Origin of the sequence: Coprococcus sp. HPP0074, from assembly GCF_964238105.1 — a bacterium.
GTDB lineage: Bacteria > Bacillota > Clostridia > Lachnospirales > Lachnospiraceae > Faecalimonas > Faecalimonas umbilicata.
Map to the genome: position 1 here is coordinate 42,186 of NZ_CAXSKS010000003.1, position 18,985 is coordinate 61,170.

At 42.0% G+C, this 18,985-nt stretch carries 22 protein-coding genes and 1 other RNA gene; 22 read left to right on the forward strand and 1 reads right to left on the reverse strand.

Annotation, left to right across the window (positions count from 1 at the left end; genetic code table 11):
* The first annotated feature begins 75 nt into the window (after positions 1-75).
* The 5 genes from ACESPO_RS04550 to ACESPO_RS04570 are packed head-to-tail and all read left to right on the forward strand — an operon-like array spanning position 76 to position 5,182.
* Complete coding sequence (locus ACESPO_RS04550) at positions 76-1,041, forward strand: ABC transporter permease (protein ID WP_009263279.1); 966 nt, start codon at positions 76-78, stop codon at positions 1,039-1,041.
* Entirely contained in the window at positions 1,031-1,948 is a 918-nt protein-coding gene (locus ACESPO_RS04555; protein WP_009263278.1) for an ABC transporter permease, read from the forward strand. The genes ACESPO_RS04550 and ACESPO_RS04555 overlap by 11 nt, the downstream gene beginning before the upstream one ends.
* 36 nt (positions 1,949-1,984) lie before the next feature.
* Positions 1,985-3,007, forward strand: a complete 1,023-nt coding sequence (locus ACESPO_RS04560) for an ABC transporter ATP-binding protein (RefSeq protein ID WP_009263277.1) — start codon at positions 1,985-1,987, stop codon at positions 3,005-3,007.
* Positions 2,982-3,947, forward strand: coding sequence for an ABC transporter ATP-binding protein (locus ACESPO_RS04565; RefSeq protein WP_009263276.1), 966 nt, complete (start codon positions 2,982-2,984; stop codon positions 3,945-3,947). The genes ACESPO_RS04560 and ACESPO_RS04565 overlap by 26 nt, the downstream gene beginning before the upstream one ends.
* A gap of 26 nt (positions 3,948-3,973) precedes the next feature.
* The gene (locus tag ACESPO_RS04570) at positions 3,974-5,182 is read left to right on the forward strand and encodes a MalY/PatB family protein (protein ID WP_009263275.1); all 1,209 of its coding nucleotides are present in this window, start codon (positions 3,974-3,976) and stop codon (positions 5,180-5,182) included.
* A gap of 353 nt (positions 5,183-5,535) precedes the next feature.
* Here the strand turns inward: ACESPO_RS04570 and ffs are convergent.
* Positions 5,536-5,797: signal recognition particle sRNA large type (gene ffs / locus ACESPO_RS04575), an RNA gene on the reverse strand.
* A 132-nt stretch (positions 5,798-5,929) separates the two neighbouring features.
* Between ffs and ACESPO_RS04580 the strand changes: the two genes are divergently transcribed.
* The 17 genes from ACESPO_RS04580 to ACESPO_RS04660 all read left to right on the forward strand — a co-directional run bounded on the left by ACESPO_RS04580 (position 5,930) and on the right by ACESPO_RS04660 (position 18,938).
* Positions 5,930-7,672 carry a B12-binding domain-containing radical SAM protein gene (locus ACESPO_RS04580; protein ID WP_499788527.1) on the forward strand — a complete coding sequence of 581 codons (1,743 nt, stop codon included), beginning with the start codon at positions 5,930-5,932 and terminating at the stop codon, positions 7,670-7,672.
* A 59-nt stretch (positions 7,673-7,731) separates the two neighbouring features.
* Positions 7,732-7,905 carry a hypothetical protein gene (locus ACESPO_RS04585; RefSeq protein WP_499788529.1) on the forward strand — a complete coding sequence of 58 codons (174 nt, stop codon included), beginning with the start codon at positions 7,732-7,734 and terminating at the stop codon, positions 7,903-7,905.
* Positions 7,906-7,961: 56 nt separating this feature from the next.
* Complete coding sequence (locus ACESPO_RS04590; RefSeq protein WP_016439583.1) at positions 7,962-8,981, forward strand: AIR synthase-related protein; 1,020 nt, start codon at positions 7,962-7,964, stop codon at positions 8,979-8,981.
* Positions 8,981-9,463, forward strand: coding sequence for an Lrp/AsnC family transcriptional regulator (locus tag ACESPO_RS04595; RefSeq protein WP_008976925.1), 483 nt, complete (start codon positions 8,981-8,983; stop codon positions 9,461-9,463). The genes ACESPO_RS04590 and ACESPO_RS04595 overlap by 1 nt, the downstream gene beginning before the upstream one ends.
* Positions 9,463-10,635: a pyridoxal phosphate-dependent aminotransferase gene (locus tag ACESPO_RS04600; RefSeq protein WP_499788531.1), complete on the forward strand. Its 1,173-nt coding sequence runs from the start codon at positions 9,463-9,465 to the stop codon at positions 10,633-10,635. The genes ACESPO_RS04595 and ACESPO_RS04600 overlap by 1 nt, the downstream gene beginning before the upstream one ends.
* Before the next feature lie 14 nt (positions 10,636-10,649).
* Entirely contained in the window at positions 10,650-11,147 is a 498-nt protein-coding gene (locus tag ACESPO_RS04605; RefSeq protein WP_008976923.1) for a tRNA (cytidine(34)-2'-O)-methyltransferase, read from the forward strand.
* A gap of 127 nt (positions 11,148-11,274) precedes the next feature.
* Positions 11,275-11,514, forward strand: coding sequence for an AtpZ/AtpI family protein (locus ACESPO_RS04610; protein WP_016439584.1), 240 nt, complete (start codon positions 11,275-11,277; stop codon positions 11,512-11,514).
* A complete protein-coding gene (locus ACESPO_RS04615) occupies positions 11,507-11,899 on the forward strand; it encodes a hypothetical protein (protein WP_008976921.1) in 393 nt (130 codons plus the stop codon). The genes ACESPO_RS04610 and ACESPO_RS04615 overlap by 8 nt, the downstream gene beginning before the upstream one ends.
* A 14-nt stretch (positions 11,900-11,913) precedes the next feature.
* Positions 11,914-12,633, forward strand: coding sequence for a F0F1 ATP synthase subunit A (atpB, locus tag ACESPO_RS04620; RefSeq protein WP_008976920.1), 720 nt, complete (start codon positions 11,914-11,916; stop codon positions 12,631-12,633).
* Positions 12,634-12,695: 62 nt separating this feature from the next.
* Positions 12,696-12,962: an ATP synthase F0 subunit C gene (gene atpE, locus ACESPO_RS04625; RefSeq protein WP_008976919.1), complete on the forward strand. Its 267-nt coding sequence runs from the start codon at positions 12,696-12,698 to the stop codon at positions 12,960-12,962.
* 72 nt (positions 12,963-13,034) lie between these two features.
* On the forward strand, positions 13,035-13,550 hold the full coding sequence (gene atpF / locus ACESPO_RS04630; RefSeq protein ID WP_008976918.1) for a F0F1 ATP synthase subunit B: 516 nt from the start codon (positions 13,035-13,037) through the stop codon (positions 13,548-13,550).
* Complete coding sequence (gene atpH, locus ACESPO_RS04635; RefSeq protein WP_008976917.1) at positions 13,538-14,086, forward strand: ATP synthase F1 subunit delta; 549 nt, start codon at positions 13,538-13,540, stop codon at positions 14,084-14,086. Before atpF ends, atpH begins: the two co-directional genes overlap by 13 nt.
* A 34-nt stretch (positions 14,087-14,120) precedes the next feature.
* Positions 14,121-15,623 carry a F0F1 ATP synthase subunit alpha gene (atpA, locus tag ACESPO_RS04640; protein ID WP_008976916.1) on the forward strand — a complete coding sequence of 501 codons (1,503 nt, stop codon included), beginning with the start codon at positions 14,121-14,123 and terminating at the stop codon, positions 15,621-15,623.
* A gap of 41 nt (positions 15,624-15,664) precedes the next feature.
* Positions 15,665-16,537, forward strand: coding sequence for an ATP synthase F1 subunit gamma (atpG, locus tag ACESPO_RS04645; RefSeq protein WP_008976915.1), 873 nt, complete (start codon positions 15,665-15,667; stop codon positions 16,535-16,537).
* A 28-nt stretch (positions 16,538-16,565) separates the two neighbouring features.
* On the forward strand, positions 16,566-17,957 hold the full coding sequence (atpD, locus tag ACESPO_RS04650) for a F0F1 ATP synthase subunit beta (RefSeq protein ID WP_008976914.1): 1,392 nt from the start codon (positions 16,566-16,568) through the stop codon (positions 17,955-17,957).
* Between the two features lie 12 nt (positions 17,958-17,969).
* Entirely contained in the window at positions 17,970-18,365 is a 396-nt protein-coding gene (gene atpC, locus ACESPO_RS04655) for an ATP synthase F1 subunit epsilon (RefSeq protein ID WP_117578509.1), read from the forward strand.
* Between the two features lie 132 nt (positions 18,366-18,497).
* Positions 18,498-18,938, forward strand: coding sequence for a hypothetical protein (locus tag ACESPO_RS04660; protein WP_016439587.1), 441 nt, complete (start codon positions 18,498-18,500; stop codon positions 18,936-18,938).
* Positions 18,939-18,985 lie beyond the last annotated feature (47 nt).

Consider the following 18,985-nt stretch of genomic DNA (forward strand, 5'->3'; position numbering starts at 1 on the left):
TGAGTAAAGGAATGTGACTTTGTTGAAAAACGAGTCACATTCTTTCTCATTAGATTTTTATGGAGAAAAAATTATATGGGAAAATATTGCTTTAAAAAATTAGTTCGAATGATTATAGTTATGTTCCTTATTTCATTTTTTTCATTTGCAGTAATATATTTTGCTCCAGGTGATATTTCAGATATGTATGTGACGGCAGATATGACAGAGGAACAAAGAGAAAATCTAATAGCAGAATTAGGACTAGATAAAAGTATGGTGGAACAATATGGAGCATGGGCAATGAAAATGTTACGTGGTGATATGGGAGTTTCTCTGTCAAATAAATCTGCTGTGTGGCCACAGTTTCAAGAAAGACTTCCGGCAACTGTACTATTGATGGGGAGTTCGATTATTTTATCGCTAGTGCTCTCGATTCCACTTGGATTATGGTCTGGTTATAAGAAAAATACTTGGGTAGATAATTTAATTAGTTCAATTTCATATATAGGTATGTCTTTGCCATCGTTTTGGTTTGGTATGCTATTGATTATTTTCTTTTCTGCTATTTTACATTTGCTTCCTTCGTCTGGTATGCATACGGTAGGAAATGAATCTGTATTTGACACATTTAAACATATGATTTTACCTTGTATTACATTAAGTATTGGTCATGTGGCAGTATATATTCGTTACATAAGGGCTAATACAATTGGACAGTTGAGTGAAGAGTATGTATTAACAGCAGAAGCAAAAGGAAATTCTCAGAGAAAAACATTATTTGGACATGTTTTCAAAAATACATTATTGCCTATTATTACATTGCTTGGTATGAATCTCGCATCTTTAGTATGTGGTTCCTTTATTGTAGAATCAGTATTTGGATGGCCAGGTATTGGAACACTTGCGATGACGGCAATCGGAGCAAGGGATTATCCAATTATTATGACATATGTCATGCTTTCAGGTTTCTTGCTCGTGATGGGAAATTTTCTCGCAGACTTATTGTATGCTTTTGTAGATCCGAGAATTAAGCGGGGAGGTACAAGAAATGGAAGATAGAAAAGAAATTGATGAGAAGTTATTTCGGCAATTGGAGAGAAAAAATTCTCAGCAATATACAGCAAAATATCAAAACGTATGGGTCAGCATTTTGAAAGAATTAAAAGCAAATAAGATTGCAATAATCTGTTTGGTTTTGTTAATGATTTTGGCTATAGCGGTATTATTGGCTCCATTAAGTCCGTATGATCCGTATGCATTGGACGCAACACAACGACTTCAAGGAATCTCGAAGGCCCATTGGTTTGGAACAGATGAATATGGAAGGGACTATTTCACTAGAACGCTGTATGGGGGAAGAGTATCATTGTTAGTAGGATTTATGTCGATGATTATGACGATTGTGATTGGAACGTTGATAGGTGTATTTTCTGGATATGTGGGAGGTAAAATAGATACACTTTTAATGAGTTTTACCGATATTTTCCTTGCATTACCAAGTATGCTTTTAATGGTAATATTGAATACATTTTTGAAACCGGGGCTATCAACATTAATTGTGGTATTGAGTCTATTTTCATGGGCATCCGTAGCAAGAATCACACGAGCAGAAACAATGTCATTGAAAGAGAGAGATTTTGTTGTTGCAGCAAAGAATCTTGGTGCATCTAATTGCCGAATTATTTTTGTACATATTATTCCTAACATTGTAGGTCCGGTAATTGTAGCTGCAAGTTTAAGTGTCGCAAGCGCGATTTTAACAGAATCTTCACTCAGCTTTCTTGGGCTAGGTGTGCAGATTCCGATGGCATCGTGGGGAAGTATGCTTCAGGCAGCGCAGACTTATATTTTAGATTATCCTTTGTTGGCAATATTTCCAGGGGTCATGATTTTAATTACGGTGCTTAGTTTTAATTTACTTGGTGATGTGTTGAGAAATGCACTGGAACCTAAGATTGTGGATTGATTTATTTCGTGAATCCAAAAGAAAGGAAAAAAGAGAATGAGTGATTTGTTAGAGATGAGGAAGGTTTCAGTAACTTATGATACATACAGTGGTATGGTTCAATCGGTGAGAAACATTTCGTTTTGTGTAAAAAAAGGAGAGACGGTTGCGCTAGTTGGAGAATCAGGTTGTGGAAAATCAGTGACAGCTAAGAGTATTATGGGATTAATTAAAAAGCCGGGTAAAATTTCAAAAGATAGTGAAATTATATTTTCGGGAACTAACATTCAAAAGTTTTCAAAAGATCAATGGAGAAAGTTTCGTGGAAAAGAATGCTCTATGATTTTTCAGGATGCTCTTGTGTCTTTGAATCCGACAATGAAGATTGGAAGACAGATTATAGAAAACTTAGACAATCATGCAAAAGAGCTATCAAAAGAAGAGAAGGAACAAAAAGCAATAGAGATGCTAACGCTTACAGGAATTCCAGATGCAAAACAATGCCTGATGAAATATCCACATGAGCTTTCAGGAGGTATGAGACAGCGGATTATGATTGCTATTGCATTAATTACTCATCCTAAATTGTTGATTGCAGATGAACCTACAACTTCCTTAGATGTAACGATTCAAGCACAGATTCTGAAACAGATGAAAAGTTTGCAAAAACAATTAAATATGGCAATTTTGCTTATTACACATGATCTTGGGATTGTCGCAGATATTGCAGATAAGGTAATTGTGATGTATGCAGGGAGAATTGTAGAGGAAGGGGAATGCCGTGAGATTTTTTATCGTCCGGCACATCCATATACAAAAGCTCTTTTAGAATCTGCACCTAGATTAGATCAAAATGGAAAACAAATGCTTCGAGCGATTGAGGGAAGTATTCCGGATATGACAAATCCCCCAGAGGGATGCGCGTTTTGTATGCGCTGTCCTTACGCAATGGAGGTGTGTGCAGCTTATATACCTGAAGAGAAAAAAATATCGGAATCGCATCGCGTATCCTGCTGGTTAATGGATAAACGTGCAGAAAGGGAAGGAACTAATAATGAAAGATCGCAAAAAAATCTTTGAAATAAGACACTTGAAAAAATATTATTCAGTGTCACAGAAGCAGTGGTTAAAAGCAGTAGATGATGTTTCTTTTGATATTTATGAAGGAGAAACACTTGGGATTGTCGGTGAATCAGGATGCGGAAAAACGACTTGTGGAAAAACTTGTCTTGGAATGATTGAAAAGAGTGGAGGAGAAGTTTTGTTCATGGGACAGGATGTTCATTCTATGAAAAGAAGAGAGCATTTTGAATTTACAAAAAAAGTTCAGATGATTTTTCAGGATCCTTATGCATCACTAGATCCCCACCAGAAAGTATATAATATTATTGCAGAGGGGATTCGTATTCATAAAATGGCCAAAGGGAAAAAAGAAGAAGAAAAAATGGTTTCAGAACTTTTGGAAATGGTCGGCTTGAATGCAGAACATGCATCTAGAAATGTCCATGAATTTTCAGGGGGACAAAGACAGAGAATAGGAATAGCAAGAGCGCTTTCAGTAAATCCAGAATTTCTTTTTTGTGATGAACCAATTTCGGCATTGGATGTATCTATTCAAGCTCAAATCATAAACTTACTTATGAAACTTCAAAAAGAGAGAAAGCTTACAATGCTTTTTATTGCACATGATCTTTCAGTTGTTAAACATATTTCGGATCGAGTTGGTGTTATGTATTTAGGGAGGATGGTAGAACTGACAATGGCAGATCAATTGTATATAAATCCTAAACATCCCTATACACAGGCTTTGCTATCAGCTATTCCAATTGCGGATCCAGATGAATGTAAAAGAAAAGAAAGAATTATGCTAGATGGAGACGTCCCGAGTCCTATAAATCTTCCATTGGGATGTCGTTTTGCAAGTCGATGCAGTAAATGTATGGAGATATGTAAAAGTATAGAACCCAATATGATAGAAGTTGAACAGGGACATTTTGTTGCTTGTCATTTATATAAATAAAAATAAGGAGAATGGAGAGGAATAATATGAAGTATGATTTTGTATCTATTATTGATCGTCAGGGCAAAGATGCTATGGCTGTGGATGTAGTAGGAAAATTTTCCGGTTTTGAATTGCCACAAGAAGGATTTGATTTTATTCCGATGTGGGTTGCAGATATGAATTTTGCAACAGTACCTACAGTTCAGAAAAAGATTTTAGAAAGAACTGAACATCCAACTTTTGGATATTTTATTACAAGAGATGAATATTATGAAGCGATTATAAACTGGCAAGAAAAAAGAAACAATGTTGCTAGGCTTACAAGAGAATGCATTGGTTATGAGAATGGTGTATTGGGGGGAGTTGTATCGGCTTTAAATGCTTTTGCAACTCCGGGAGATAGTATACTTGTTCATAGTCCTACTTATGTGGGGTTTACAGGAAGTATTACAAATGCAGGATATAAAATTGTGTTGAGTTCGCTAAAAAAAGATGAAGAAGGCATTTGGCGTATGGATTATGAAGATATGGATAGAAAGATAAAAAAGAACCGAATTCACGTTGCTGTATTTTGTAATCCGCATAATCCTACAGGAAGAGTATGGGAACGAGAAGAACTTAGAAAAGCTCTTGAAGTATATCGTAAAAATGATTGTATTGTTATCTGCGATGAAATTTGGTCTGATATTATTTTAAATGAAAATCAGCATATTCCTATGCAATCTTTAGATGAAGATGCAAGAAACAGAGTGATTGCTCTTTATGCGCCAAGTAAAACTTTTAATTTAGCAGGATTGATTGGAAGTTATCACATAATTTATAATCCATATTTGAGAGATCGTGTGAGAGCGTGTAGTAGTAAATCTCATTACAACTCTATGAATGTACTTTCAATGTATGCATTGATTGGAGCATATAGTAAAGATGGTATGGAATGGGTAGATGAATTGAGAAAAGTACTTTCCCAAAATATTAATTACGCATACGATTTTATTAATAAATATTTTGAAGGAGTGGAACTGAGTAAACCGCAGGGAACTTATATGTTATTTCTAGATTGCAGAAAATGGTGTGAAAAGCATCATATAAGTTTAGAAGAGATTTTGAAGAAAGGACATCGTGTTGGAGTGGGTTGGCAAGATGGAAGACCGTTTCATGGGGAATATGCAATTCGCATGAATCTTGCACTTCCCTTTACAAAAGTTCAAGAAGCACTTAAAAGGCTTGCAGAATATGTTTTTTGCTCAAAATAGCATTATTAGTTGGAAATAAATCATTCGATTTTTGCCTATCAATTAGAATACATCGAAAAATAGGAATAGTAGTAAAGATCACCTATTATGAGAGTAATATCGTCAACTTAAAACATATTCAAAATAGATAAAAGCACTTGACAAGATGTAAAATATGTTGCCTCGCATTGATTTGATATGCTCAATGCGAGGTGTTTTTATGAATACAAAAATTATGGTATATTTCTTTTTGAAAAATAATAAAAGAAAGAGCAGGATATACAGCTTGGTATATCCTGCTCAGAATGGGCATTGTATTCAATATATTAATTAATGATATTGATGTTATTTGCCCAAGTAAGTCCATATTTTTTTCGTGCGTTACACTTCGAACTTACCTCCCGAACGTTACCTCGGTAGTTAACTCAGCCCAGGCACCCTTACGGCACCCGGAGGTCTCTGCTTAGTGCTGCTTCGTTCCCGACCTGACACGGTTCACAGAGTTCCGTCGCGTAAGACCCAAGCCTCAACGCCACTTTCCGAGGGCAGCTTCACAAGCATAAGCCCTCCGTGTAACATCACCCCCACTATAGCGGATTGTGGGTACAAGGTACCGCTAACACCCCGGCTGCACGAGTCTATATTTTACCTTGTTTATGTAAAAATGTCAACTGGGAATTGCGAAAAAGTACAATATATAGTAAAATAAAACAATATTTCAGGCGCAGATTTGCCGCAAGGTACAGTTGGCGCAGAAAAGAGGCGTATATGAACATTTTATTAACAGCGATCAATGCGAAATACATCCATTCCAATCTGGCCGTGTACAGTCTTCGGGCGTATGTGCCGGAATATCGGGAAGAGATACAAATTGCGGAGTATACGATCAACCAGCAGGTAGATAATATTTTGATGGATCTGTACCGGAAGAAACCGGATATTCTTTGCTTTTCCTGTTATATCTGGAATCTGGATTATGTAGAGCAGCTTGTGAGGGAGGCAGGAAAGATTCTTCCAGGAGTGCCAATCTGGATCGGAGGCCCCGAAGTATCTTATGACAGTCCGGCAGTTCTTCAGAGACTTCCGGAAGTATTCGGAGTGATGAAGGGAGAAGGGGAAGAGACGTTCCGGGAGTTGGTACATTACTATATGGAAGGTGGAAGTCTGGAGAAGATTGACGGGATCACTTACCGGGGAGAAAAAGGGCAGATTCTGGACAATCCATGGCGCCCGGTAATGGATCTGAGCAAAGTCCCATTTGTCTACCATGACATGAAAGATTTTCAGAATAAGATTGTTTACTATGAGACAAGCAGAGGATGTCCGTTTTCCTGTAGTTACTGCCTTTCTTCAGTAGACAAGTGCCTGCGTTTCCGTGATTTAGAGCTCGTGAAGAAGGAATTACAGTTTTTCCTTGATGAAAAAGTGCCGCAGGTGAAATTTGTAGACCGGACGTTTAACTGTAAGCACGGACATGCGATGGAGATTTGGAGATATTTGATTGAGCATGACAATGGGATTACGAATTTTCATTTTGAAGTGTCGGCTGATCTCCTGAATGAGGAGGAACTTTCTTTGATCAGTCAGATGCGACCGGGACTGATCCAGCTGGAGATCGGCGTACAGTCTACCAATGCGAGGACGATCCGGGAGATCCGCCGGACGATGAAGTTTGAAGAGGTGGCACGCATCGTCAGACAGATCAATGCTTACGGAAATGTCCATCAGCATTTGGATCTGATCGCGGGGCTTCCGTATGAAGATTACGAGAGCTTCCGAAGATCTTTCAACGATGTCTATGCGCTTGCACCGGAACAGCTGCAGCTAGGTTTTCTGAAAGTGCTGAAAGGCTCCTATATGGAGGAACAGAAGGAACAGTATGGGCTTGTGTATAAGAGCAGACCACCGTATGAAGTGCTTTACACAAAGTGGCTTCCTTACAGCGATGTGCTTCGCCTAAAGAGGGTGGAAGAGATGGTAGAAGTTTACTATAACAGCAGACAGTTTTCGTACACACTTGGGGCGCTTGAAAAGGCATTTCCGGATTCCTTTTCTATGTATGAGCAGTTGGGCGCATATTATGATGAAGAGGGACAGACCTTTTTAAGTCACGCGAGGGTGACACGGTATGAGATTCTGTATGCATTTGCGAAGAAGATAGATCCGGAGAGGGAAGAATTGTATCGGGAACTGCTTATTTTTGATTTTTATCTCAGGGAAAATGCAAAAAGCCGACCGGCATTTGCGGGAGAAGAGACGGTGAAAAAAGAAGAGCAGCAGCAATTTTATGATGAAGAAGCAAAAGCACATAAGTATCTTGCAGGATATGAAAAATGGGACAAACGACAGTTGCGGAAGATGACACATATCGAACGGTTTGGCTATCGAGTGACCGAAGATGCTGCCAGAGGAGAGACGGTACTTTTATTTGATTATCAGAATCGGAATCCACTGAACTATGAGGCGCGTGTGGTAGAAGTTTGTGAGATGGAAGAAGAAACAGTATTTTAGAAAAAGATTCGGGAAAATCCGCTTTTGGTTTCTTGCAAAAGAGGAAGAAACGGTATAGAATGAAGAAATATCTTCCGGTAGGAAGGGAAGAAATGTGCAATAGTAGTTGGTGGAAGAAAGGAAGAAGAACAATGAATTTTTATAATAAGAAATTTCGAAAGATTGCATCGGTGATCATTATCGTAATTATTGTAGCAATGATTCTGACCGGAGTTGTGCCATATTTGTTCTAATCATATAGGAGCAGAGAACAGATGATGGGCAGAACAAAAGAAAGGACTGGGAAAGCATGAAAATAGGGAATGTGTCAGGAACTGTGCTGAAGCGTTCTATTTTAAAACAATTACATACTGTCAGAGATGAGTCGATGTTTGAACCGACTTCTGAGGAAATGTGTGCGGGGATTCGCGTAAAAGAGTCGGCTCCGGTGATTTTTTCCGGGACTTCGGTGTATGGAAGTGCGAAAAGTATCGGCATATTTGCGATGGCGCGAGCGGTAAATGATATTGCTGCCCGAGGTGCAGATCCAATCGGTGTGGATGTGCAGATCCAGCTTCCGCCTTATGCATACGAATCCAGATTGAAGGCGATGGTAGAATGGATGGAGCAGGCGGCAGAGAGGCAGAACCTTCAGATCCTCTGTGCCAAGGCGGAAGTAAGTCCCGCCATCTGCGAGGCGATTGTGCATGTCAATGCAGTTGGAACGGCGGAAGAAGAGATTCCTCAAAAGATGGTAGCAGAAGCAGGGCAGGATATTGTGCTTGCAGGATGGATCGGGCTTGAGGGAATGCTGCGGGTTGCAGGCAGGAAAGAAGAAGAGCTGGCGAAGAGATTTGTTCCGGCATTTTTAAATCGAATCAAAGGGATGGAGCAGGAATTGTTTGCGCTGGAACAGATCTGGACTGCCAGAGAGCATGGCGCTTCGGCAATCTATCAGATCGGTCCGGGAGGAATTCTGGCGACACTGTGGGAAGCAGCCGAGGCAGCTGATGTAGGGCTGGAAGCAGATATGAAGAAGATGTCTATTCAGCAGGAAACAGTAGAAATCTGCGAATATTTCCGCTTGAATCCGTATCAGATGACGTCAGTGGGAAGTCTTCTGATCTTTACACAGAATGGAGAGGCGCTTGTGCAGAAACTTCAGGAGGCAGGAAAGCAGGCAGCGGTCATCGGACATACGACGAACAGGAAGGAGCGCGTGTTGTCTGGGGGAAGCGAGCGGCGTTTTCTGGACAGACCTCAGCCGGATGAGCTTGCAAGGATCTATGAGTCATTTATCGAACAGGACAGGAAAGAAGGGAAAGTATAATGAGAAGAGAGATTTTAAAATATCTTGAAAGGAACAGCAAAATAAATCTGCAGGAGTTAGCAGTACTGCTCGGCTCAGATGAGGTGATGATTGCAAATGAGATCGCGCAGATGGAGAAAGAGAAGATCATCTGTGGCTACCATACGCTGATCGACTGGGAGAAGACCGGTGAGGAGCAGGTGGTTGCTTTGATCGAGGTAAAAGTGACACCACAGAGAAATCAGGGATTTGACAGGATTGCAGAGAGAATTTACAACTATCCGGAAGTCAATGCAGTGTATCTGATCTCGGGGGGATATGATTTTCTGATCACATTGAAGGCAAGGACTTTAAAAGAAGTGTCTGAATTTGTATCAGGAAAACTGGCGCCGCTGGATGCCGTGCTGAGCACAGCGACCCATTTCGTATTGAAGAAGTACAAAGATCATGGAGCAGTACTTGTGGCAAAGACAGAATCAGAAAGGATGTTGGTGACACCGTAATGAGGAATCCGTTAGCAAAAAAAGTAGTAGAAATAGAGCCTTCGGGAATCCGTAAGTTTTTTGATGTCGTCAATGAGATGAAAGATGCCATTTCTCTTGGAGTTGGGGAGCCAGATTTTGACACGCCTTGGCGGATCCGGGAGGAAGGAATTTATTCTCTGGAAAAGGGAAGGACATTTTATACATCAAACTCTGGGCTGAAGGAATTAAAAGAAGAAATCTGTAATTATATTCAGAGAAAAATATCTGTCGTATACGATCCAAAGTCAGAGGTAGTCGTGACAGTCGGCGGGAGCGAGGGAATTGATATCGCAATGCGTGCAATGCTCGATCCGGGCGATGAAGTGCTGATCCCACAGCCGAGTTATGTATCGTATCTTCCGTGTGCGGTACTTGCAGGCGGTGTGCCGGTTGTGATCCCTCTTCAAAATAAAAATGAGTTTAAGCTGACAAGAGAGGAGTTGGAGGCGGCAATAACACCTCGCACAAAGATTCTTGTCCTGCCATTTCCAAATAATCCAACGGGGTCGATCATGACAAGGGAGGATCTGGAACCGATCGCAGAAGTGGTAAAAGAGCATGATCTGTTTGTGATTTCGGATGAAATTTACTCAGAATTGAGCTATCAGGGAGAGCATGTATCGATCGCAGAGTTTCCGGGTCTCCGGGAGCGGACGATCATGATCAATGGATTTTCCAAAGGGTTTGCGATGACCGGATGGAGGCTTGGGTATGCGTGTGGTCCGGCGGAGATTATTGAGCAGATGATTAAGATCCATCAGTTTGCGATTATGTGTGCGCCGACAAATAGCCAGTATGCAGCGATCGAAGGACTTAGAAACTGTCAGCCGGAAGTTGATGAGATGCGGGAAGCTTACAATCAGAGAAGAAGATTTCTCATGCATGAGTTCAGAAGGATCGGGCTGAAATGTTTTGAGCCGTACGGAGCATTTTATGTGTTCCCGGATGTTTCCGAGTTTGGAATGACATCAGAAGAATTTGCCACGAGGTTTCTCGAGGAAGAGCGGGTGGCAGTTGTGCCGGGGACTGCCTTCGGGGCAAGTGGAGAAGGATTTATCCGTATTTCTTACGCGTATTCTCTGGAAGATCTGAAGGTGGCGCTTGGAAGGCTGGAAAGATTTATTGAACGTCTGAGGGAGCAAAAGAGATAAAGGAGGCAGAAGAAATGTTAAATATCGTGTTATTTGAGCCGGAGATCCCGGCGAATACAGGAAACATCGGGAGGACGTGTGTGGCAACAAACACACGACTGCATCTGATCGAACCGCTTGGATTCCGACTAAATGAAAAAGCAATCAAACGGGCCGGTATGGATTACTGGGACCAGCTGGATGTGACAACCTATATTGACTACAATGATTTTCTGGAGAAAAATCCGGGGGCAAAGATCTATATGGCGACGACAAAGGCTCCAAATGTCTATACGGATGTAAAGTATGAGCCGGATTGTTATATCATGTTCGGGAAGGAGAGCGCAGGGATCCCGGAGGAGATTTTAGTCCACCATAAAGAAGACAGTATCCGTATTCCGATGGTAGGGGATATCCGCTCACTGAACCTTGGAAATTCTGTGGCGATCGTACTTTATGAGGCACTTCGTCAGAATCAGTTCGCAGGAATGAATTTAGAGGGGCATTTACACCGGTTAGAATGGGATATATAATCATAGGAAGATTCACTAAAATTATAGACAGAATTAATAAAGAAACTGTAAAAAACCTAGACAAGAACCCTAAAAATGTTATAATAAAAAGGACAGGAAAATATGAATTGAAAGTAGGGATCGAGTTATGAAGTATAAAAGAAGTGTGTATCGTACATTTGCACTTATTACACAGCTTGGATTAAGTATGATCACCCCTATTTTTTTGTGCGTTTTTCTTGCGGTGTTTTTGGAAAAAAAGTTCTCCATTTCACTGTTTATCCCATTGGTGATCATGGGTGTGCTGGCCGGAGGACGCAACACATATTACTTGGCAAAACATGCAAATGAAGATCCAGAAGAGAAAGAGGAACATAAAGATGAATAGTGCAGACAATACAGTGAAGGAACTGGCGGCTGGCATAATTGTATATGGAATTCTGGCACAGATCATCTGTCTGGTCGTGACGGATAATACGTTGTCTGTTGCGGTTGGTCTCTGGATCGGAATTGCAACGGCACTCGGTATGATGATACATATGAAGCGGTCGATCGAGGATGCTCTTGACTTTGGGGAAGAGGGTGCACCGAAGCATATGCGTAAGACATATGTAATCCGTCTTTTTGTTGTTGCAGTCGTATTTGGAGTGACAGCTTACTTTCAGGTAGGCAATATCATTGCGGCGCTGATCGGCGTTATGAGTCTGAAGATCTCGGCGTATCTCCAGCCGTGGACGCACAGAGTATTTGTAAGACTCCAAAAATCTAAGTAAAGGAGGGTGATCATGTGGGAACTGGCTTAGGAATTTTAGCTGCAGACGGACCTGATTTTATGATACACGGGCTTGTCAAATTTCACTTGTTTGGGCAGGAACTGTGGCTGACAACGACACATGTCAGTGTACTGGTTGTGTGCGTACTTCTTATCATTTTTGCACTCATTGTCCGCAGTAAGCTCCGGGATACCGAAGGGGAACCTGGAACATTGCAGAACATTGCAGAGATGGTTGTGGAAGCGCTGGACGGCATGGTAAAAGGCAGCATGGGGAAAAATGGAATCCCTTACCGGAATTATATCGGAACGCTGTTTTTATTCTTGATCGTCAGCAACCTGTCAGGGCTTCTTGGACTTCGTCCACCGACAGCGGATTACGGTGTAACACTTCCACTTGGTGTGATAACGTTTATACTGATCCAGTATAATAACATTCGTTACAACAAGGTCGGAGCATTCACCGGATTGTTTAAACCGCTGCCAATTTTATTCCCGATCAACTTGATCGGTGAGATCGCGGTACCGTTCTCGCTTTCATTGCGTCTGTTCGGAAACGTTGTATCCGGAACAGTTATCATGGGTCTTTTATATGGCCTGTTATCGAAGTTCGCAATCGGATGGCCAGGTATCTTGCACATATACTTTGACATCTTCTCAGGATGTATTCAAACATATGTGTTCTGTATGCTGTCAATGGTATTTATCAATGATAAATTACCGGAAGCAGAATAATCAGCCTCTTAGCAGGCAGGGAAATTTTACGAAAATGAATTGTAAAACAGGAGGAATTTATTATGAGTCAAATTACAAACGAAGCATTAATCTTAGCGTGTTCAGCAATCGGTGCAGGTCTTGCGATGATCGCAGGTATCGGACCTGGTATTGGACAGGGTGTTGCAGCAGGTCATGGTGCATCTGCAGTTGGTAGAAACCCGGGAGCAAAATCAGACATCACATCCACAATGCTTTTAGGACAGGCCGTAGCAGAGACAACAGGTCTTTATGGTCTTGTTATCGCGCTGATCTTATTATTCGCTAACCCATTATTAGGTCAGTTATAAAAAAGAGATTCCGTACAGAAGCAGATTGAAAAACGGAAGAGATGAAAATAATAGAAGGAAGGAGGCTGAACCTTGGAACGTTTATTTAACCTGGATGCACAACTGCTGTTCGATGCGTGTACACTTGCAATTGCGATGTTCGTACTTTTCACACTGTTGTCCTACCTGTTATTTGAACCGGTCAGAAAGATGCTTGACGAGCGTAAGAGACGGGTAAAGGAAGAACAGGATACTGCAAAGAAAGAGAGAGCAGATGCTGTCGTATTCAAAGAAGAATATGAGACAAAGTTAAAAGAAGTGGACAAAGAAGCGCAGGTCATCCTGAGCGAAGCCCGCAAGAAAGCGATGAAGACAGAGTCACAGATTGTTGCAGAAGCGAAAGAAGAGGCAGCCCGTATTATAGCGCGTGCAAACGCAGAGGTTGAATTAGAGAAGAAACGTGCATTGGATGAGATGAAGCAGGAGATGGTAGCAATTGCTTCTCTTATGGCAGGAAAAGTCGTAAAGGCTTCGATCGATACAAATGTACAGGAAAGTCTAATCGATGAAACATTAAAAGAAATGGGTGAACGTACATGGCTAAGTTAGTTTCTAAAACATATGGTGATGCATTGTTTGCCGTTGCTGTTGAGGAGAACAAGATGGATCTGTTCTTCACAGAGGTTCAGGATGTGCTGGAAGTTTTACGCACAAACGAAGAACTGAGCAGATTAATGAATCATCCGAAGATCATCAAAGAAGATAAAGTGAAGATCATCGAAGAAACATTCGGCGGTCATGTATCCCGCGAGATCATTGGACTGATGACATTATTGATCACAAAAGGTCATTACCCGGATACAGTGTCCGTATTTGAATACTTTATCGGACTTGTAAAGGAAGAAAAGAAGATCGGTATCGCAAATGTGACGACAGCTTTTGCGCTGAGCGACAAACAGAAAAGTGATATCGAGAAACGTCTGCTTGAGACAACACAGTATGAGACATTTGAGATGAATTACGATGTTGATGAAAGTCTGATCGGAGGCATGGTGATCCGTATCAAAGACCGTGTTGTGGACAGCAGTATTAAGACGAAGCTCTATGAATTATCAAAACAGTTGAGAAAGATCCAGATTCACTAGAGCACAAAAAATAGAAGGAAGGTGGATTCGCTCCATGAATTTAAAACCAGAAGAAATCAGCTCTGTCATTAAAGAACAGATTAAAAGATATGCATCAGAGTTAGAAGTATCTGATGTTGGAACGGTTATTCAGGTAGCCGATGGTATCGCGCGTATCCACGGACTGGAAAATGCAATGCAGGGAGAATTGTTAGAGTTCCCTGGAGAAGTATATGGTATGGTATTGAACCTTGAAGAAGACAACGTTGGTGCGGTTCTCTTAGGTGATAACAGAAACATCAACGAAGGTGATACTGTAAAGACAACAGGCCGTGTAGTAGAAGTGCCGGTCGGTGATTGCATGTTAGGCCGTGTAGTAAACGCGTTAGGTCAGCCAATCGATGGAAAAGGACCGATTCAGGCAACATCTTTCCGCCAGATCGAAAGAGTTGCTTCCGGAGTTATTTCTCGTAAATCCGTAGATACTCCATTACAGACAGGTATCAAAGCGATCGACTCCATGGTGCCGATCGGAAGAGGACAGCGTGAGTTGATCATCGGTGACAGACAGACCGGTAAGACAGCGATCGCAGTCGACACAATTATCAATCAGAAAGGTCAGGGCGTAAAATGTATCTACGTTGCGATCGGACAGAAAGCATCTACTGTTGCAAATATCGTTCAGACTTTTGAAGAACATGGTGCAATGGATTATACAACAGTCGTTGCATCTACAGCAAGTGAGCTGGCACCTCTTCAGTACATTGCACCATATGCAGGATGTGCGATCGGTGAAGAGTGGATGGAAAATGGAGAGGACGTTCTCGTAGTATACGATGATTTGTCCAAACATGCGACAGCTTACCGTACACTCTCCTTACTGCTCCGTCGTCCACCAGGACGTGAGGCTTATCCGGGAGATGTATTCTATCTGCACTCTAGATTGTTAGAGAGAGCAGCAAGATTATCTGACAAATTAGGCGGAGGTTCTCTGACAGCACTTCCGATCATTGAGACACAGGCAGGTGACGTATCTGCATACATCCCTACAAATGTTATCTCTATCACAGATGGTCAGATCTTCCTCGAGACAGAGATGTTCAATGCTGGTTTCAGACCGGCGATCAACCCGGGTATTTCCGTATCCCGTGTTGGAGGTTCTGCACAGATCAAAGCGATGAAAAAGATCGCAGGACCGATCCGTATCGACCTTGCACAGTACCGTGAGCTTGCTTCTTTCGCACAGTTCGGTTCTGAGCTTGATGCAGATACGACAGAACGTCTTGCACAGGGTGCCCGCATCAAAGAGATGTTAAAGCAGCCACAGTATCAGCCAATGCCGGTAGAATACCAGGTTATCATCATTTATGCGGCAACACAGAAACATCTGCTGGATATTCCGGTAGAAGATGTGCTTCGTTTTGAAAAAGGACTGTTTGAATTTATTCAGACAAAATATCCGGAAATTCCAGAAGCAATCCGTACAGAAAAAGTAATTTCTGACAAGACAGAAGAAGCACTTGTAAAAGCAATCAATGAATTTAAAGCAGAATTTTAGTGCGGTAGCGATTACCATTCAGGTGAGAGGAGAACTATATCATGGCATCAATGAGAGAGATTAAAAGACGTCGAAGCAGTGTGCAGAGTACACAGCAGATTACAAAAGCCATGAAACTTATTTCTACTGTAAAGCTGCAAAAAGCAAGAACCCGCGCGGAAAATTCAAAAGCATATTTCGAATGCATGTATGCGACGGTGACTTCCATGCTTGCAAAAGCAGGAAACATTGAGCATCCATACTTGCAGAAGAGCGACTCTAAGAAAGTCGGAATCGTAGTTGTGACATCAAACAGAGGTCTCGCAGGCGGATACAATTCTAATATCGTGAAACTGATTACTGGAAGTGGAATCGAGAAAGAAAATATCCGTCTGTATACGGTCGGACATAAAGGTGCAGAAGCATTGGAGAGAAAGGGATATGAGATCGTGGAAGATTTCTCTGACGTGATCGAAGAACCTTCTTACAGTGATGCACAGGCGATCAGCAAAAGACTTCTGACTGATTTTGCGGCAGGGGAGATCGGTGAGATCTATGTGGCATACACATTCTTCAAGAATACTGTAAGTCATATTCCGACACTTACAAAATTACTTCCGGTAGACACCGCTGCAATCGCAGAGGAGGAAAAAGAGGGAGAAAGTTCTGTGGATAAACTGACACTGATGAACTTTGAGCCTGAAGAGGAAGTGGCAGTCGGACTGCTTGTTCCAAAATATATGACAAGCATTCTCTACGGAGCCTTTGTAGAGGCCGTTGCAAGTGAAAATGGTGCGCGTATGCAGGCGATGGATTCTGCGACAAACAACGCAGAAGAGATCATCGAAGACCTGGCATTGAAATATAACAGAGCCCGTCAGGGTGCGATCACTCAGGAACTGACTGAGATCATCGCGGGTGCAGAGGCATTGTAGTATTGGAAAACAGATTAGGAGTGAAAAGATGGCAGAGAGAAATATAGGTAAAATCACTCAGATCATCGGCGCGGTATTGGACGTAAAATACGCCGAGGGCCAGCTTCCTGAGATTAACGAAGCGATTGAGATCACAAGATCCAATGGCGAAAAGTTAGTTGTAGAAGTTGCGCAGCATCTGGGAGATGATACAGTAAGATGTATCGCCATGGGTCCGACAGACGGACTTGTGCGCGGAATGGATGCGGTTGCGACAGGTGCGCCGATCACAGTACCGGTTGGAGAACATACATTAGGACGTATCTTCAACGTACTTGGAGAAGCAATCGATGAGAAACCGGCTCCGACAGACGTGGAATATGAACCGATTCATAGAAAAGCGCCTACATTCGAGGAGCAGGCAACCGAAGCAGAAATGCTGGAAACTGGTATCAAAGTAATCGATTTACTTTGTCCATATCAGAAAGGTGGTAAGATCGGACTGTTCGGTGGTGCCGGTGTAGGTAAAACAGTATTGATCCAGGAACTTATCACAAACATTGCAACAGAGCATGGTGGATATTCTGTATTTACAGGTGTAGGAGAGAGAACCCGTGAAGGAAATGACCTCTACTACGAAATGACAGAATCAGGAGTTATCAATAAGACAGCCATGGTATTCGGACAGATGAATGAGCCACCTGGAGCTCGTATGAGAGTTGGTCTGACAGGTCTGACAATGGCAGAGTATTTCCGTGACAAAGGTGGAAAGGACGTACTTCTGTTCATCGATAACATCTTCCGTTTCACACAGGCAGGTTCAGAGGTATCAGCGCTTCTTGGACGTATGCCTTCAGCCGTAGGTTACCAGCCTACACTTCAGACAGAGATGGGAGCTCTTCAGGAACGTATCACATCTACAAAGAACGGTTCTATCACATCCGTTCAGGCTGTATACGTACCTGCCGATGACTTGACTGACCCGGCTCCGGCTACGACATTCGCCCATCTGGATGCGAAAGTCGTACTTTCCCGTGCGATCACAGAGCTTGGTATTTACCCGGCGGTAGATCCACTGGAGTCTTCATCAAGAATGCTTGATCCACATATCGTAGGCGAAGAGCACTATAATGTAGCCCGCGGTGTGCAGGAAATTCTTCAGAAATACAAAGAATTACAGGATATCATCGCAATGCTTGGTATGGATGAGCTTTCCGAAGACGATAAGCTTACTGTATCCCGTGCGAGAAAGATCCAGAGATTCTTATCACAGCCGTTCTTCGTTGCGACACAGTTCACAGGATTTGAAGGACGTTATGTACCGATCAGTGAGACTGTTCAGGGATTCAAGGAGATCCTCGAAGGAAAACACGATGATATTCCGGAAGGTTACTTCCTGAACGCAGGAAATATTGATGACGTACTTGCTCGCGTGAAGTAGGAGGGAGTTCCTATGGCAGAGAGATTTGAATTGAAGATCATCTCTCCGGATGAAGTATTCTACGGAGGCGAGGGGACATTCCTCGAATTTGTATCGGTCGAAGGAGAGATGGGTGTATATCAGAACCATATTCCGCTTACAACGATCTTAGAGCCTTGCGTTATGAAGATCCACAATGAATCGGAAGTGAAGAAAGCAGCAATCCTCGGTGGATTTGTTGAGATTCAGAAGGATAAGATCACGGTACTTGCAGAAGATGCACAGTGGCCGGAGGAGATTGACGTAGAGCGTGCAAAGAAAGCGGAAGAGCGTGCAAAAGAGAGACTTGCAAAGAAGGACGGAATTGATGTACTCCGTGCGGAAGTCGCACTAAAGAAAGCGATTGCAAGGCAGAACGCAGTAAAATAACAAAGAGTGACGAAACAAAATACGTTCTGAATGAGAGTAGATTTCATTCAGAACGTATTTTTTGTATTTTTCACGCTTTGGATATTTTTTCATATAGTAAATTAGATGAAACAGGAAAGAGCAGGTATTTTTATGGATTATCGGTTACCATATTATATGGCATATCCTATGCCGCTTCAGTATGATGACGAAAGAATTGAACGCTACGATTTTGAGTATATGAAAAGTATGTATCCACAGACGGCAAAAAAAGTTCTGCCTTATGTAGAGGATGAGTGCGACCGGATGGAATATGAGGGGAGCATGATGTATGATGAATATCCTGATCAGCTTCAGCTCCGTTTGATGTGCAGGCGGGTATATGACAGAATGATGCGGGAAGAAAAAGAGGAACTGGAGATGGCAGATGAAGAAGATGTGGAACAGCAGTATCTGCAGATGGGGCGTCAGCAAAACGGAAGAAATCGGAAGGATAGAGATCAACATCTAAGGGAAATTATTGAGATTCTGTTATTCCAGGAATTGTTTAAGAGGAGAAGTGATCACAGAAAAAGAGGGAGAAGATACTATTAAAGTGCAGATGAAAATTGTATGCTAAAACATAGAAGAAAAAATTTTTC